Annotated in this window: 17 protein-coding genes; 9 read left to right on the forward strand and 8 right to left on the reverse strand. The window is 46.1% G+C overall.

The window, feature by feature from the left end; translation table 11 throughout:
- The first annotated feature begins 13 nt into the window (after positions 1-13).
- From hypB to hypA, 5 genes are all read left to right on the forward strand, one after another.
- On the forward strand, positions 14-811 hold the full coding sequence (gene hypB / locus KO531_RS04720; RefSeq protein WP_113939527.1) for a hydrogenase nickel incorporation protein HypB: 798 nt from the start codon (positions 14-16) through the stop codon (positions 809-811).
- Positions 811-1,056 (forward strand): HypC/HybG/HupF family hydrogenase formation chaperone, encoded by a 246-nt coding sequence (locus tag KO531_RS04725; RefSeq protein WP_028760183.1) that lies wholly within the window; start codon positions 811-813, stop codon positions 1,054-1,056. The genes hypB and KO531_RS04725 overlap by 1 nt, the downstream gene beginning before the upstream one ends.
- 62 nt (positions 1,057-1,118) lie before the next feature.
- The gene (gene hypD / locus KO531_RS04730; RefSeq protein ID WP_219250504.1) at positions 1,119-2,258 is read left to right on the forward strand and encodes a hydrogenase formation protein HypD; all 1,140 of its coding nucleotides are present in this window, start codon (positions 1,119-1,121) and stop codon (positions 2,256-2,258) included.
- Positions 2,251-3,267 (forward strand): hydrogenase expression/formation protein HypE, encoded by a 1,017-nt coding sequence (gene hypE / locus KO531_RS04735; protein WP_219250505.1) that lies wholly within the window; start codon positions 2,251-2,253, stop codon positions 3,265-3,267. The genes hypD and hypE overlap by 8 nt, the downstream gene beginning before the upstream one ends.
- Positions 3,267-3,620, forward strand: a complete 354-nt coding sequence (hypA, locus tag KO531_RS04740; RefSeq protein ID WP_028760186.1) for a hydrogenase maturation nickel metallochaperone HypA — start codon at positions 3,267-3,269, stop codon at positions 3,618-3,620. Before hypE ends, hypA begins: the two co-directional genes overlap by 1 nt.
- A gap of 155 nt (positions 3,621-3,775) precedes the next feature.
- On the opposite strand, the gene lpxM is transcribed toward hypA, so the two are convergent.
- From lpxM to pheS, 4 genes are all read right to left on the reverse strand, one after another.
- A complete protein-coding gene (gene lpxM / locus KO531_RS04745) occupies positions 3,776-4,714 on the reverse strand; it encodes a lauroyl-Kdo(2)-lipid IV(A) myristoyltransferase (protein WP_219250506.1) in 939 nt (312 codons plus the stop codon).
- A 104-nt stretch (positions 4,715-4,818) separates the two neighbouring features.
- On the reverse strand, positions 4,819-5,115 hold the full coding sequence (gene ihfA / locus KO531_RS04750) for an integration host factor subunit alpha (protein WP_006081370.1): 297 nt from the start codon (positions 5,113-5,115) through the stop codon (positions 4,819-4,821).
- 3 nt (positions 5,116-5,118) lie between these two features.
- Positions 5,119-7,506: a phenylalanine--tRNA ligase subunit beta gene (gene pheT, locus KO531_RS04755; protein WP_219250507.1), complete on the reverse strand. Its 2,388-nt coding sequence runs from the start codon at positions 7,504-7,506 to the stop codon at positions 5,119-5,121.
- Positions 7,507-7,521: 15 nt separating this feature from the next.
- Positions 7,522-8,505, reverse strand: a complete 984-nt coding sequence (gene pheS / locus KO531_RS04760; protein ID WP_006081368.1) for a phenylalanine--tRNA ligase subunit alpha — start codon at positions 8,503-8,505, stop codon at positions 7,522-7,524.
- A gap of 469 nt (positions 8,506-8,974) precedes the next feature.
- Between pheS and KO531_RS04765 the strand changes: the two genes are divergently transcribed.
- Complete coding sequence (locus KO531_RS04765) at positions 8,975-10,495, forward strand: methyl-accepting chemotaxis protein (protein ID WP_219250508.1); 1,521 nt, start codon at positions 8,975-8,977, stop codon at positions 10,493-10,495.
- Positions 10,496-10,669: 174 nt separating this feature from the next.
- Here the strand turns inward: KO531_RS04765 and KO531_RS04770 are convergent, their stop codons facing one another.
- Complete coding sequence (locus KO531_RS04770; protein WP_219250509.1) at positions 10,670-11,110, reverse strand: YcgN family cysteine cluster protein; 441 nt, start codon at positions 11,108-11,110, stop codon at positions 10,670-10,672.
- A gap of 143 nt (positions 11,111-11,253) precedes the next feature.
- Positions 11,254-11,532 carry a YcgL domain-containing protein gene (locus KO531_RS04775; protein WP_028760191.1) on the reverse strand — a complete coding sequence of 93 codons (279 nt, stop codon included), beginning with the start codon at positions 11,530-11,532 and terminating at the stop codon, positions 11,254-11,256.
- A gap of 122 nt (positions 11,533-11,654) precedes the next feature.
- On the opposite strand from KO531_RS04775, the gene minC reads away from it, so the two are divergent.
- From minC to minE, 3 genes are read left to right on the forward strand one after another with little or no spacing between them, the layout of a single operon-like run.
- Positions 11,655-12,320: a septum site-determining protein MinC gene (gene minC, locus KO531_RS04780; RefSeq protein ID WP_006086392.1), complete on the forward strand. Its 666-nt coding sequence runs from the start codon at positions 11,655-11,657 to the stop codon at positions 12,318-12,320.
- 27 nt (positions 12,321-12,347) lie between these two features.
- Positions 12,348-13,157, forward strand: coding sequence for a septum site-determining protein MinD (minD, locus tag KO531_RS04785; RefSeq protein WP_006086391.1), 810 nt, complete (start codon positions 12,348-12,350; stop codon positions 13,155-13,157).
- 2 nt (positions 13,158-13,159) lie between these two features.
- Positions 13,160-13,417, forward strand: coding sequence for a cell division topological specificity factor MinE (gene minE, locus KO531_RS04790; protein WP_028760193.1), 258 nt, complete (start codon positions 13,160-13,162; stop codon positions 13,415-13,417).
- 92 nt (positions 13,418-13,509) lie between these two features.
- Here the strand turns inward: minE and rnd are convergent, their stop codons facing one another.
- Both rnd and fadD read right to left on the reverse strand, forming a co-directional pair.
- Entirely contained in the window at positions 13,510-14,619 is a 1,110-nt protein-coding gene (rnd, locus tag KO531_RS04795) for a ribonuclease D (protein ID WP_028760194.1), read from the reverse strand.
- A 70-nt stretch (positions 14,620-14,689) separates the two neighbouring features.
- A complete protein-coding gene (gene fadD, locus KO531_RS04800; protein ID WP_028760195.1) occupies positions 14,690-16,363 on the reverse strand; it encodes a long-chain-fatty-acid--CoA ligase FadD in 1,674 nt (557 codons plus the stop codon).
- Positions 16,364-16,458: the final 95 nt, after the last annotated feature.

A 16,458-nucleotide genomic window follows, 5' to 3' on the forward strand; every position in this document is an offset into this window, starting at 1 on the left:
AAGGAGAGGTAAAATGTGTAAAGACTGCGGCTGCTCCCTTACCCGCCACGACCATGATCATCTAGGCGCGCATGCCCATAGCCATGAGCATAATCATGACCATTCACATACTCATGAGCATAGCCATCAAGAGTTACACACAAATCCTCAGTTAAACGATAAAAAAACCTTGTCAGTCATCCACAAAATTTTAGATAAAAATGATGTCGAAGCAGGTCATAACCGCGCCCACTTTGAGGCACATAACATTACTGCCTTCAACATCATGAGTAGCCCGGGCAGTGGCAAAACCACCCTATTAGAAAATCTCAAAGAATACACTAAGCTCAACTATGCGGTGATCGAAGGCGACTTAGAAACCTCCCGCGATGCCGACCGCCTCATCGCTAAAGGCATTAAAGCCTATCAAATTCAAACGGGCAGCGCCTGTCACCTCGACGCCTTTATGGTGCACGGTGCCCTACATCATCTGCCGCTTGAAGGACTCGATATTTGCTTTGTCGAAAACGTCGGTAATCTCGTCTGCCCAGCCAGTTATGATGTGGGCACTCACAAAAATATCGTGCTGCTATCAGTGCCAGAAGGCGATGATAAGATTGAAAAATATCCTGTGATGTTCCGCCGCGCCGATGTAGTTTTTATCACTAAGTGCGATCTACTGCCCTATTTTGATTTCAAGATGGACGAAGCCAGAGCGCAGCTTAAAAAACTCAATCCAGCAACTCAAATTATTGAAGTCTCAATTAAAGATGGCGACTCCATGCAGGCTGTAGCCGCTTGGCTTAAAGACAATATTCGAGGTGCACAATAATGTGCTTGTCCATACCTTCCCAAGTGGTGGCGGTCGATATTGAGCGCCAGAGTGTCACCGTCGATACCTTAGGCGTGCGCCGCGATGTCAGCAGTCATTTAATGAATGAACCACTGGAGATTGGTGACTATGTGCTTATTCATATTGGTTTTGTGATGAACAAAATTGATAAGGAAGATGCGCAGCAAAGCATTGATCTATACAAAGAAATCGTCACTAAGCTTGAAAATGAAGCCATACACTGACCATCAGCAGTGCAGGATTAAGTCGCAAGGCGCACCCCTATCGAGTGCACCGAGGAAAAAGCATGCTTGAACTAAGACACCTCTATCAAGGCTTTCGCGATCCCCAAACGATTGCCAATTTAGCACGGGATATTCAGTTAACCGCTAAATTGGTTAAGCAACAAATCAATATCATGGAAGTCTGTGGTGGCCATACTCATACGATTATGAAATACGGCTTGCTAGATTTACTGCCGGATAATATTGAATTTATCCATGGTCCTGGCTGCCCAGTGTGCATTATGCCTAAAGAGCGCATCGACCAAGCCGCGGCGCTTGCCTCCCAAGAAAATGTTATTCTTGTGACCCTGGGCGATATGATCCGCGTGCCCGGTTCTCAAGGCTCTTTAGCCAGTTTTAGGGCCAAGGGCTGCGATATTCGCCCAATTTACGATCCCTTAGATACGCTCAAAATTGCCCGCGACAATCCCGATAAAACCGTAGTGTTCTTCGCCATTGGCTTTGAAACCTCAACCCCAATGACAGCAATTTTGTTACAACTGGCCGAACAAGAAAAACTCGAAAATCTACTATTTCATATCAATCATGTATTAGTGCCACCCGCAATTGATGCCGTGATGCACGATCCAAAAGCGAGGGTCAACGCCTTTATCGGCCCAGCCCATGTGAGCGTGATCAGTGGCGCAAAAATCTATCGCAGCACAGTCGAAAACTATGGCACGCCAGTGGTTGTCGCAGGATTTGAGCCCGTCGATGTGATGGAGTCGATTTTACGGATTGTGCGCCAAAAAGCCGCGGGCAAAGCTGAGCTCGATATCCAATACAGCCGTGCAGTATCGGAGGACGGCAACCTCACGGCGCAGGCCAAAGTAAATCAATTCTTCAATGTCAGACCGCAATTTCGCTGGCGTGGACTAGGCCCAATCCCCAATTCAGCGCTGCAGCTTAAACCCGAATATGCCCATAGAGAGGCCGAACTGCGCTTTAAAGACCGCCTACCTGTGAAGGAAATTGACGATCATAAAGCCTGCCAGTGCGGCGATATACTTCGTGGGCTTGCTAAACCAAAGGACTGTAAAGTTTTTGGCCGCGGCTGCAATCCCGAAACGCCCTTAGGCAGTTGCATGGTCAGCTCCGAAGGTGCCTGCAATGCCTATTACCGCTATCAAGGTATCGATATCAAGGAGCCACATCATGGCTGATACGCTTAAAGATAAATCCATTCAACTCAGCCACGGCGGTGGCGGCAAAGAAATGAATAAACTGATCCGTGATCTGTTTTTTGCCGAGTTTGATAACCCAATCCTTCGCAGCGAAGAAGACGCTGCTAAACTCGATTTGCACGGTGCCAACGCCTTTACCACGGACTCTTTCACCGTATCCCCTTTATTTTTTGCCGGCGGTGATATCGGCAAGCTCGCCATCGCAGGCACAGTCAACGATCTCGCTATGATGGGCGCAGAACCTCAGTTTTTGAGTTGTAGTGTGATCATCGAAGAAGGCTTTTCTATCAAGGATTTAACGACGATTGTCCGCAGTATGGCGAAAGAATTAAAACACAGTGGTGCACGGATAGTCTGCGGCGACACTAAAGTCGTACCCAAGGGGTGCGCCGATGGTTTATTTATTAATACCTCAGGCATTGGTCGCATCTTGCGTCCCAATATTTCCTCGGCGAATGTCACCGTGGGCGATGCCATTATTGTCTCCCGTGATATTGGCTGCCACGGTGCAGCGATTTTAATGGCGCGTGAAGGACTCACGCTCGAATCAGCATTACAAAGTGACTGCGCGACGCTCTGGCCGATAGTCGAGCAATTGATCGCCGCCAATATTCCCATTCATGCGATGCGCGATGCGACTCGCGGCGGCTTATCGGCGGTGCTCAACGAATGGGCCGTCGCCTCCAATGTCGGCATCACAGTGAATGAAGCCAGTATTCCCGTTAGCGATGAAGTCAAAGGTCTGTGCGAACTCTATGGTTTCGAAGCCATGGATCTTGCCAACGAAGGCACTTTCATCCTCGCTGTTCCCAACGACATCGCCTTAGGCGCGCTCGAGATCATGCAACGCTTTGGGCGCTGTGAGCATGCAGCGATAATCGGCACTGTGAGTGATGATTTAGTGGGGAAAGTCGTACTAAGAACGCCTTGGAATACTAAGCGTTATCTCGATCTTCCCCAAGGTGAACTGCTGCCAAGGATTTGCTGATGCACGAATATTCGATTGTGAGTGCCCTGATTGAGCAATGCGAACAGCACGCGCTGGCCAATCATGCCGATAAAATCACCCGAGTGGATATCAAACTGGGAGTCATGAGCGGGGTTGAACCTAGCCTGCTACAAACGGCCTTCGATACGTTCAAGCTCGATGGGATTTGCAAAGAAGCCCTACTCAATATGCAAATTCAGCCGCTAGTGATACTTTGCCAAGACTGCCAGACTGAATCCGTACTGAGTGAGCGCACGGTCGTCTGCCCTGCATGTCAAAGCTTTCGTACTCGCGTACTCGATGGCGAAGATATGTTACTGATGCAACTTGAGATGGAGCAGAACGAGGATTAATCATCCACGATACGCATTGTTAACGACAACGCTATTGATAAAACGCTCTATAAATAAAGAATGCTATCAATAAAGAACGCTCTTCAACACAAAAATGGCTTCGAGCACACAGCGCTCAAAGCCATTTTAAACCACACTATTTCAGTCACGCTACATCAGCTGTAGATAGAAGCTTCACCCTCTGGGCGCGTCTTGAGCACCCGCAGGAACCACATATACTGCTCTGGATAAGCTAAGATAACTTGCTCGACCACTTTGTTCAGTGCCAACGCCTCGTTTTCCTTGCCGACCATGTCTTCGGGCGCAACGGCCGTCATCACAGTGAGATCAAATTGGCGTGTCGCTTGGTTGTAGCCAATCTTTACTGGCAGCACTTGGGCATTACCCGCCTGCGCTAAACGCCCAACAACAGGTAGCGTTGCCTTCACTGTGCCTAAAAAAGGCGCAAACACGCTTTGTTCAGGACCTAAGTCTTCATCGGGAAGATAAAAGAAACTGTTACCGCGCTTAAGCTCAGCCAATAACGCCCGAATGCCCGCCTCGCGCATATACACATGGCCACCACAACTGCTGCGTACACGATTACTAAACCAATTGAATAACCCGTTTTTATGGGCTTTGGCCATAGTCACCATAGGCAACTCAAGGTTAAGGCGTAAACCAGCATAATCAATTGGCCACACATGGGGCATGATGAAAATGATCGGCTGCCCCGCAGCCTGCGCTTTAGTCACATGCTCAAAGCCGATTAAATTAACTCGACGACGTAAATGCGCTTTTGAGCGCACCAGCAATTCGCCCTGTGCTAACAACACCAAAACGAAGTTTTGCACGTTCTCACGGATTAACACTTCAATCTCGGCGGTGGATTGTTCTGGAAAGCACGCCCTTAAGTTGGCTCTTGCAACACTAATAGGCTTTTTGGCAATTGGCATCACTATTTTTGCCAATAATCTTGCAATAGGATCACGCAGCCATGCGGGCATGAGTCCGAAAATCACTAATAGACCAATCACTAACCAAGTGGCCCAGTATCTAGGGTGTAATAAGGCGAGTTTAAAACGACGGTCAAAATGTTTGGGCTGTCTTGACAAAGAATTCACCTCAGACAGTGGATAAAAACAATGGAGATATTGCACGAAAAAATAAACAGGAAAGCCACTCTCTAAGGAGTGGCTTTCCCATCAAACAAACGAAATTACTTACCCGTGTTTGCTGCTTCTACACGAGTTTTCAGCTTTTGGCCGGGACGGAAAGTCACGACACGACGAGCAGAAATTGGGATATCTTCGCCTGTTTTTGGGTTCCTTCCCGGTCTTTGATTCTTGTCCCTAAGGTCAAAGTTGCCAAAGCCAGATAACTTGACCTGCTCACCACTTTCAAGTGCGCCCCGAATCTCTTCAAAGAACGACTCAACCATCTCTTTGGCGACACGTTTGTTCATTCCGAGTGTTTCAAAAAGATGTTCTGCCATTTCGGCTTTGGTAAGTGCCATACTTTAATCCCTCAACGATGCGTTGAACTCGGACTTAAGGGCAGAAACGACTGAACCAACGGTCTCAGCAATCTCTTTTTCCTCAAGCGTACGAGTAGTGTCTTGTAATGTAAGTGCTATCGCCAGGCTCTTCTTGCCAGGTTCAACACCTTTACCTAAGTATACATCGAACAAGTTTATGCCAACCAACTGATTTTCGCCAACTTTTCTTATCAATTTCATTACATCACCTGCAGATACACTCTCATCTACTACGACTGCGATGTCACGACGATTAGCTGGAAACTTAGATACAGCTTGGGCTAGCGGCAAACTGGTATGCAATAAAGCATCCAATTCCAACTCAAAAACGATGGTTTTACCATTGAGTCCAAAAGGCTTCTCCAAACTAGGATGGATTGCACCTATATGACCGATCACTCGATCATTTCTCAATATTTCAGCACATTGCCCCGGATGGAGAGCAGAATGCGTCGCTCCTCTAAAGCTAAATTCTGATGCGGAAACTGTCAAGCCGATAATTGCTTCTAAATCACCTTTAAGGTCGAAAAAATCAACAGTTTTCGATTCCATAGCCCAATGTTCATCATTTTGGAGCCCAGTAATGACACAAGCGAGCATTGCTTGCTGTCTTACACCGGATTCTGCATTGATATCAGGAACAAAGCGCAGGCCAGTTTCAAAAAGTCTCACGCGACTCTGTTGACGACTTTGGTTGTAGCCAACGGCGGCCAATAAACCGGTGAACATTGACAGGCGCATGGCCGACATTTCACTGGAAATTGGGTTTGGTAACACCATAGCGTCTAAACCAGGGTGAACCAGATTTTGCAGTTTTGGATCGACAAAGCTGTAGGTTACCGCTTCTTGGAAACCACGAGCGACCAATAAGGCACGCACGCGTTTTAGGCTTAAGTCAGATTCTTTATGATCTGACATACGCAGTGCGGCAACAGGCGCCGTATTCGGGATATTGTTATAACCGTAAATACGGGCAACTTCTTCGATCAAATCTTCTTCAATCGCCATATCAAAACGATAAGTCGCGGTAGTGACCTGCCAACTATCTTGGCCAACAACCACACTAAAACCTAAACGTTGTAGGATTTCAACGACATCGCTATCAGGTACATGGTGACCTAAAATTCGATCTAACTTGCTGCGACGTAAAACGATTTGTGCAGGTTTGGGTAAATCAGCCTCTGATTTAGCCTCAACTACAGGGCCAGCTTCACCGCCACAGATATCCAGAACTAAACGCGTAGCACGGTCGATAACCTTGTGTTGCATCTCAGGGTCAACACCACGCTCAAAGCGGTGTGATGAATCTGTATGCAAACCTAAACGACGTGACTTACCCATAATGGCAAGCGGCGCGAAGAACGCACATTCAAGCAGTATGTCTTGGGTCGTGTCGCTCACGCCTGAATATTCGCCGCCAAACACACCAGCAAGGGCTAATGGACGCGCATCATCGGCGATCACTAAGGTATCGCTTGGGATGGTCACTTCGCTGCCATCAAGCAGGGTGATTTTCTCTTCGCCAGTGCCTAAACGCACTTGGATATCGCCTGTTAATTTGGCCAGATCGAAAGCGTGCATAGGTTGACCGAATTCAATCAACACAAAGTTAGTGATGTCTACGATAGGATCGATAGAGCGAATACCGCTACGGCGCAGTTTTTCCTGCATCCATAATGGCGTAGGCGCTTTCACATTGACGTTTTTAACCACACGGCCTAAGTAACGTGGACACGCTGCAGGCGCGTTAACGTTAATCGTGACCTTCACATCTGTCGTTGGCGTGACGGCTTGCCACTGTGGCTCAACCACAGCTTGGCGGTTTAACACGCCTACTTCACGGGCAAGACCTACCATGCCTAAGCAATCGGCACGGTTAGCCGTTAAATCTACATCGATAACGGCATCATTAAGTTGCAGATAATCGCGGATGTCAGTGCCAAGTGGCGCGTCCAATGGCAATTCGATGATGCCATCGCTTTCTACGTTAATGCCAAGCTCGCTGTATGAACACAACATACCTTCTGATGGCATGCCACGCAGCTTGGCTTTCTTGATTTTGAAATCGCCAGGTAATACGGCGCCAACCATAGCCACGGCCACTTTAAGACCCTGACGGCAATTTGGTGCACCGCAGACGATATCGATAAGTTCGCTACCACCAACGTTGATTTTGGTCACGCGCAGTTTATCGGCATCGGGATGCTGACCACACTCAACCACTTCACCAATCACCACACCGCTAAAATCGGCAGCTACGGCTTCAACGTCATCGACTTCGAGACCGGCCATAGTGATCTGGTGGGATAATGCTTCACGGCTGACTGAAGGGTTTACCCATTCACGAAGCCAAGATTCGCTAAATTTCATGCTATTACAGCTCCGTTATTTAAATTGCTTCAGGAAACGTAGGTCGTTTTCAAAAAACGCACGTAAATCGTTTACGCCGTAACGCAACATAGTTAAGCGCTCGACACCCATACCAAAAGCAAAACCAGAGTATTTTTCTGGATCTATGCCAACGCTGCGCAGCACATTCGGATGTACCATACCGCAGCCAAGCACTTCTAGCCATTTACCATTTTTGCCCATCACGTCCACTTCCGCTGAAGGTTCAGTGAATGGGAAGTAAGATGGACGGAAACGCACTTGCAGATCTTCTTCGAAGAAATTACGCAGGAAGTCATGCAAAATGCCTTTCAATTCGGCAAAGTTCACATGCTCATCAACCAAAAGCCCTTCCACTTGGTGGAACATAGGCGTGTGAGTTTGGTCGTAATCGTTACGATAAACACGACCAGGAGAAATAATGCGTAATGGTGGTTTTTCAGTTTCCATAGTACGGATTTGCACGCCCGAAGTTTGGGTACGCAGCATCAGTTTAGGATTGAAATAAAAGGTATCATGATCAGCACGCGCTGGATGGTGCTCAGAGATATTCAGTGCGTCGAAATTGTGGAAATCATCTTCAATTTCAGGGCCCTGCTTTACCGAGAACCCTAATTCCCCGAAAAAGGTTTCGATGCGCTCAATGGTTCGAGTCACAGGATGTAAGCCACCGATCTCTTGGGTGCGGCCTGGCAAAGTCACATCAATCTTTTCAGCGATTAATTTGGCTTCCAATTCCGAACTCTTCAGACCATCGATGCGCTCAGTTAATTTTTGTTGAATCGCCTGTTTAGCATCATTGACCGCTTGGCCAAAGGCTGGCTTTTCTTCAGGGCTTAAGCTACCCATCATTTTCATCATGTCGGTGATCTTACCTTTCTTACCAAGGTAATCGACACGGATATCATCCAGTGCTTTTAGATCACTGGCCTGGTCAATAATGACTAAGGCTTGTTCTACGATCTCAGTTAACTGCTGCATTTTCTCTTCCACTGCATAGTCGCGCTTGATAAACAAGTGCTATGGGCGCCAAACTTTCAGGCTATTTGGGTGCTCAGGTTATCGGGCGTTAATGCCAGACGCTTTGCTAGCTATAACGAAATAAAAGGATAGAAATTTTACGCGAGCGAGCGGCATATTACTAGGGCTTATTGGGGGTTTTTATCATGCAAATTCATGTGTTACCCCAGTTCAGAGCCTGAGTTTTGCTCAAGGGGAAACCCAAACCTCGATTCTGACGTAAACAACTTCCGCTTTCAGCCACTAGCAGCATTTGTAACTAAACTGTAAACTCACACCTGTACCTTGCCAAAATTGCAGCAAACAACACAATAACGACTGCAATTAGACTACATTAACCATATAAATCATTACAAAACAGAAAACTATAAAGTCTATGGCAAACTGACCGATATAAATTCGGTTTATAGCCCATTTTATCGAGGCACTCATGAAAGAAGTAAAATTTCGCTGGATAGATCAATATCTTATCCATATGACCTTAAAAACTAAATTCGCTATTCTCTCTATCGTTCCCATGTTAATGATTGTCGGACTGGCGCTTTTCCTAGATAACCAATCCCAGCAAACCTTAATTCAAGGACAGCTCAACAGTCTGCAAAATGCTTCACAACAAATCAACCAAGTCACTGGCAGCTTATATAACAAACTACCAGAGCCAGAACGCCAAACTATCCTTAGCCAGCTAAGTCGCGAAATCAAAGGTAATGTCAGCATTGTTTTGGTAAATGAAGCCGATAGCAAAGCGCAATCCATCGCTCGCAGCGGCGGTGGTATCGATGACAGCGGTAAGCAACCTAGAGCTGTGAGTCGGGTTAACGATCAAAATCTGATCACGATTATTCCCCTAGACGGCAAAGAAATTGATGCCTTGCTCGCCAACGATAACCTGCTGGTTTATGGCCTAATGGCGGCACTCTTGTTTGTGCTATTTTTGTTCAGCTATTACATTTCAACCTTCGTAGGCGGCGCACTTTATACGACAGTGATGGCATTAAAACGGGCCGCATCGGGTGATTTAACGGGGCGTTTAAACTTCTTCGAAGTAAAAGACGAGTTCAGTATCTTAGCCATCAGCATAGATACCTTAGTAGAACGTCAACATACCTTAGTCAAGCAAATCGCAGAATCGACCGCTAAAATACGCGAAGTTGTATCATCGTTTCGTAGCACAGCGCAGCAAGGTCAATCCTTGGCGGTAAACCAGAGACAACATCTGGACTCCTTAGCGACGGCAATGGAAGAAATGACTGCCGCAGTGAAAGAAGTTGCCCGCAATGCCGAACAATCCTCAGCCGAAACCCAAGAAGCCAATCAACAGGTTAGCGCAGGCGGGAAAGATATTGAAACCACAGTTAAGGCCATCGATGTGTTATCGGATGAAATCTCCGCGGCCTCAAATGCGGTAGGTGTACTCAATGACAACGCCAGTAAAATTGATGAAGTGGTGTCAACTATTAATGCGATTTCCCAGCAAACCAACCTACTGGCCCTCAACGCGGCGATTGAAGCGGCGCGCGCCGGTGAACAAGGTCGTGGCTTTGCCGTGGTGGCAGATGAGGTACGTACTTTAGCGGGGAGAACTCAGGCCGCAACGGTTGAAATCAAAACCATGATCGAATCACTTCAATCGGGTACTCGCAATCTGACACAAGTGATGTCGCGTACTGTGAATCAAGCCAATGAAGGTAAACAACACGTACTGCAAACGGGTAAAGACTTAGAGTTTATCGCCCACCACAGCAACAAAGTGTTTGAAATGAGTGTGCTAATTGCGACCTCGGCCGAAGAGCAATCGGCAGTGGCCAACGAGATTGCAACTAACTTAATGGAAATTCGCAACCAATCACACGATGTGGAGCAATCGGCCAACCAGTCGGTTTCAGGTTGTGATGAGCTGCAAGCAACAGCTGGTCAACTTGATCAGTTGATGGTGGGATTAAAAATCTAGTCGAGCATTATTTGATGGAATTTGAATTCACTTAACACCCAAAATGCACAAGGGAGCGATAATCGCTCCCTTGTTGTTTTCATTCTGACGGTCACTTTCCAATCAACAAGTGTCGTTTCAATTAATAAGTTAATTTTCAATCGATAACGCTACGGCAAAATGAATTCACGTCTGTTAATCCACGTCTTTAAGTGGCCATAGCACGATATGATCTTCAATATCCTTTACGCGTCTTTCATCCACCACCTTGCCTTGGATCGACATACCCGCTAAATGCATCGCTTCTTTGGAGCCTGTGAGCAGCGGGTGCCAGCTCGGTAGCTCACGCCCTGCCGCTAGGCGGCGATAGGCACAACTGTCGGGCAACCAAGTTAACTCATGGATATTATCAATCGTGATCACTGTACATTGGGGGACATGGGTGAAACGGTCACTGTAATGCAGACAGCCTGCCGTTTGATGATCAAGCAAAAGGCAAGCTGCATTGGTGTAATACAAGTCTTCGGTTTCATCATCTATCAACTTGTTTAAACAACATTTACCACAACCGTCACACAGGGATTCCCACTCGGTTGTGCTCATCTGCGCTAATGTTTTACTCTGCCAAAATGCCATGATTAACTGTATCTTCTTAATAAAAAACCCGCTCAATGCGGGCTATTTTACACTAATTTGTCGTCAGATACGCAATGCCACTGAGATTAACGAGTGTGGTTTGACGCGCCTGAGCTCATTAGCAGCGTCTTGATGCTACCTGGTTAATCTTTGATCCCAAGGCTCAGCTTATGCTCAGCCAATAAATTCACCTGAGGTGGTGGAATTTGTAAATAAAAGCCATTTTCTGCCATTGCTGCTCTGACTTTATGTATATCTGCCATTCCTAACGCGTCGCGTTTAGCGATAGGAAACACCATCACCAACTTTGGCACGCCAAACATTTCCATCAAAGGCACTGGAACATCGTCAAAACAATCTCTTTTCTTCACAAATAAATAAGTATCAGCCTTTCGGCTACTTTTATAAACGGCACATAGCATAAGAATCAAATATCCAATAGTTCAAACTTGCCAGTCAATGGGGCACACTATAACATGGTCGCCTAGTAATTTAATTGTAAAATCAGCGAACCGACTGATGATTTCTGGAGAATAGTGCCGGGATGTCAAAACCTAGCTTAGAGTTAAAAGGCGCTTCTTTTACTCTTTCAGTGCTTCATATTAATAGCAGCGATTTACAAGCTGTCATGACTGAATTAGACCATAAATTGGCACAGGCTCCTCAGTTTTTTCTGGGTGCTCCTTTAGTCGTCAATCTGAGTGCCATTCAGCACGACAGCTTGAATTTAAGTGCGTTAAAGGATCTGCTGATCTCACGTCAATTAGTGATTGTTGGTATAACGGGCGCCACAACCGTACTCAGTAAACAGGCTAAAGACTTAGGCCTTGCCATAGTCAAAGCGGGAAAACAGAGCAGTACCCCGCCGCCGGCCCCGCGCCAAACTAAAATAGTGAAGCAAAATATTCGTTCAGGCCAACAAGTCTACGCAAAAAATGGTGATTTAATCATATTTGGTGCGGTAGGCAATGGCGCAGAAGTCATCGCAGATGGTAGCATTCATATCTATGGCGCATTACGAGGGAAAGCCATGGCAGGCGCCGCGGGCGATACCAGCGCCGTTATCATTGCCCACTCTCTGGAGGCCGAACTCGTTTCAATAGCAGGGCAATATTGGCTCGCTGAAAATCTACAACAACATAGCTCAGATAAAAGCGGCTGCATTCGCCTAAACGGTGAGTCGCTTATGGTTGAATCATTGCCCCTCTAAATGGCAGAACAAAGGATAGAGAGAAACATGGCACAAATTATTGTTGTCACTTCAGGTAAAGGCGGCGTAGGTAAAACCACATCGAGTGCTGCAATTGCGACCGGTCTTGCCATGCAAGGACACAAGACAGTCGTTATTGATTTCGATATAGGTTTACGAAACTTAGACTTGATCATGGGTTGCGAGCGTCGTGTTGTTTATGACTTCGTTAATGTGATCAATGGTGAAGCCAATTTAAATCAAGCGCTGATCAAAGATAAACGCTGCGATAAGTTATTCGTTTTACCCGCTTCACAAACCCGTGATAAAGATGCACTGACCAAAGAAGGTGTTGGCCGTGTTTTAGACGATTTGGCCAAAGACTTTGAGTTTATTCTGTGTGACTCTCCCGCAGGGATTGAGCAAGGCGCTATGATGGCATTGTATTTTGCCGATATCGCCATTGTGACCACGAACCCAGAAGTCAGCTCAGTGCGCGACTCAGACCGTATTTTAGGTATGTTGCAAAGCAAATCACGCCGCGCAGAACTGAATCTAGAGCCGATAAAAGAATATTTACTCTTGACTCGCTATTCACCGAGCCGTGTAAAATCGGGCGAAATGTTGAGTGTTGACGATGTTCAAGAAATTCTGGCCATTGAGCTACTCGGCGTTATTCCTGAGTCACAATCTGTACTGAAAGCCTCTAACTCAGGCGTACCTGTGATTATCGACCAAGAAAGTGATGCAGGTTTAGCCTACAGTGATACAGTCGCACGCTTACTGGGTGAAGATGTACCAGTACGCTTTATTACGGAAGAAAAGAAAGGTTTCTTACAACGGATATTTGGTAGCTAATTATGTCTTTACTCGACTATTTCAAAAGCAAGAAAAAGCCTAGCACTGCGGTAATGGCAAAAGAGCGCCTACAGATCATCGTGGCTCATCAACGTGGACAAAGGGACACTCCCGATTATTTCCCACAGATGAAACAAGAGATCATTGCCGTTATTCGCAAATATGTGCCGATTTCTGATGATCAAGTTTCTGTGCAGTTAGATCAAAACGACGCCAACCTGTCGGTACTCGAGCTTAACGTCACTTTGCCTGACAGATAAGTCGATGACACAAAAAATGTCATCTTCAATTGAAGATGACATTTTGATGTGGATGTTTTTCAGCGATAGCTTCAAGTACGGAATATTAAGCACTAGACCTCAAGCTTTGCTAAAGCCTCAGTTGCCAATTCCCCTCGCCAACCGCATAACACTGCCGGTAAATCCCCTTGTTGCTTATCCCAACGCCATTGCAAAAACTCATGGATATGACGTTTAGAACCGAGCATTTCCTGCGGCACATCATGCTTTTCGCATAATTCGACCAAACAGCTTTTAATCGCTTTAAAGGCCGATTTGTAGCCTGATTTTAACGCCAATACATCCACTAACTCGGGTAAATTCACCAAATCCGCAGTTTGTAGCACACGTAATAAATCTTTGCCGTGAATGCGTTTTTCCTGTTCGGTCAAGTCATTGAGCTTAAACAAATCAGCCGAAGTTTTAGGTTGCTTCTTCGCTAATGCAATAAGACCATGATCTTTGATCACAAAACCTAAGGCTAAATCACGAACTAAGGCTTTTTCGAGGCGCCATTTGGCGAGCACTTTAAGGTAAGCCAATTGAATTTCAGTGAGTTGAAAAGCATTTTTCACTTTCAAATAGGCTGTATCGAGATCAGGATCGGCAAGCCTGCCCTGAGTCATCCTTTCCCCTTCCTCGTATAACCAAGCTAAACGCCCTTGGGCGCTGAGTTTCGCTTCAAGTTGAGGATAGAGCTGATACAAATACAGGACGTCATTGGCGGCGTAGCTTAACTGGGCTTCCGTTAAAGGACGACGGATCCAATCTGTACGCGATTCACCTTTATCGATTACTTCACCAAGGCAAGTTTCAACTAACTTGGCATAACCCACACCGTGGCCCATACCACACAAAGAGGCGGCAATTTGGCTATCAAACAAAGGCGTAGGCTGACATTTGCCATAGTGGGCAAAAACTTCTAAGTCTTCACTGCAGGAATGCACTAGCTTAACGATATTCGGGTCCGATAACAGCGCCCAAAATTGGGCTAAATCTGGTAAAGCCACCGGATCAATCAAAGCTAAGGTTTTACCATCATAGGCTTGGATCAAACCTAACTTGGCATAATAAGTACGAGTACGAACAAACTCGGTATCTAACACGAGTATCTTACTCTGTTTATATTGGGCAACGAGGGCATTAAGGCTTGCTTCATCACTCACATATTGAAACGCTGACAAATTCTTCTCCAGATCCTGTGGGTCAATCACAGTCCATAAAAACAAAAGCCGGCAAATGCCGGCTTCAATCTTACGCGCGCTTAGCTTCGTCTCTAAGCTCTCGTCGCAAGATTTTACCCACGTTGGTTTTAGGTAACTCGTCCCTAAATTCTACCAGCTTCGGCACTTTATATCCCGTTAAATGAATACGGCAGTGCTTAATGATGTCTTCAGCGGTTAAAGATTTATCTTTTGCCACCACAAATACCTTCACTAACTCACCACTGGCGTCGTTTGGCACACCAACGGCAGCCACTTCAATCACTTTTGGATGAAGTGCAACCACTTCTTCGACTTCGTTAGGGAATACGTTAAAGCCTGATACTAAGATCATGTCTTTCTTACGGTCGACAATATAGAAGAAACCTTTCTCATCCATGTAACCAATATCGCCCGTGGCTAACCAGCCGTCAGTGTCGATCACTTTGGCGGTTTCTTCAGGACGTTGCCAATAGCCTTTCATCACCTGAGGACCTTTACCAAAAAGCTCGCCGGTTTCGCCTTGGGCTAATACCTTGCCGTCATCATTACGGATTTGGATCAGTGTCGAAGGGGCAGGAAAACCAATTGAACCGTTATAACCGTCTAAGTTATATGGACAACAGGTTAATAAGGGTGAGGCTTCCGTCAGACCATAACCTTCAAGTAAACGGGTTTTAGTAATGGTTTGCCATTTATCCGCCACGGCTTTTTGTACCGCCATGCCGCCACCGATAGAGAGTTTTAAGCGTGAGAAATCCAACTGGGAAAAATCATCACTGTTCACTAAAGCGTTAAATAAGGTATTTACCCCAGTTAATGCGGTGAAAGGGTACTTTTTCAACTCAGCCACAAATCCTGGGATATCGCGAGGATTGGTGATGAGTAAATTCTGACTTCCTTTGTGCAAAAACAGCAGGCAATTCACGGTCAAGGCGAAGATGTGATACAGCGGCAAGGCCGTTACGACAAACTCACTGCCATCGTTTAAAGCGGGAGAATATGCACCATCGGCCTGCAATACGTTTGCGACAATATTGCCATGGGTCAACATAGCGCCTTTAGAGACCCCAGTGGTGCCACCTGTGTATTGTAAAAACGCTAAATCATCGTTAGTGACTTCAGGTTTGATGTATTGCATGCGACGACCCGTTGATAAGGTATCGCGCATTGATAAGGCATGGGGTAAATCGTATTTTGGCACTAACTTCTTGATGTACTTCACCACAAAGTTCACTAAGGTACGTTTTGGTGCACTTAATTGATCACCTAAACTGGTGATAATCACGCTTTCAACGGGAGTTTGATCAACCACTTCTTCTAAAGTGCGGGCGAAGTTTGACACCACCACAATGGCTTTAGCGCCAGAGTCAATCAACTGATGTTTAAGCTCGCGCGGTGTATAAAGTGGGTTAACGTTAACAACCACCATACCTGCACGCAAAACACCAAACAGTGCAATGGGATACTGCAACAGGTTTGGCATCATCAAGGCGACACGGTCGCCCTTTTCAAGCTTTAATTCATTTTGTAAATACGCAGCGAATGCTCGGCTGCGTTCTTCCAATTTACGATAGGTTAGCGTGGCACCCATGTTGATAAATGCAGGTTGATCTTCATACTTAGCCACCGCTGTCTCGAACATATCGACAAGCGATGAGTATTGTTCCACATTAATTTCAGCAGGCACATCTTCTGGCAAATGATTAATCCAAGGCTGATCCACTACTCTCTCCTAAATCCCCACAACTGCGGAAACAATATCCATACAAGCGTCAAGACTCGATAAATACCGAGTTAAAATACCGGCTTACATTTTAT

The organism is Shewanella sp. NKUCC06_TVS (genome assembly GCF_019345515.1).
GTDB classification, from domain to species: domain Bacteria; phylum Pseudomonadota; class Gammaproteobacteria; order Enterobacterales; family Shewanellaceae; genus Shewanella; species Shewanella oncorhynchi.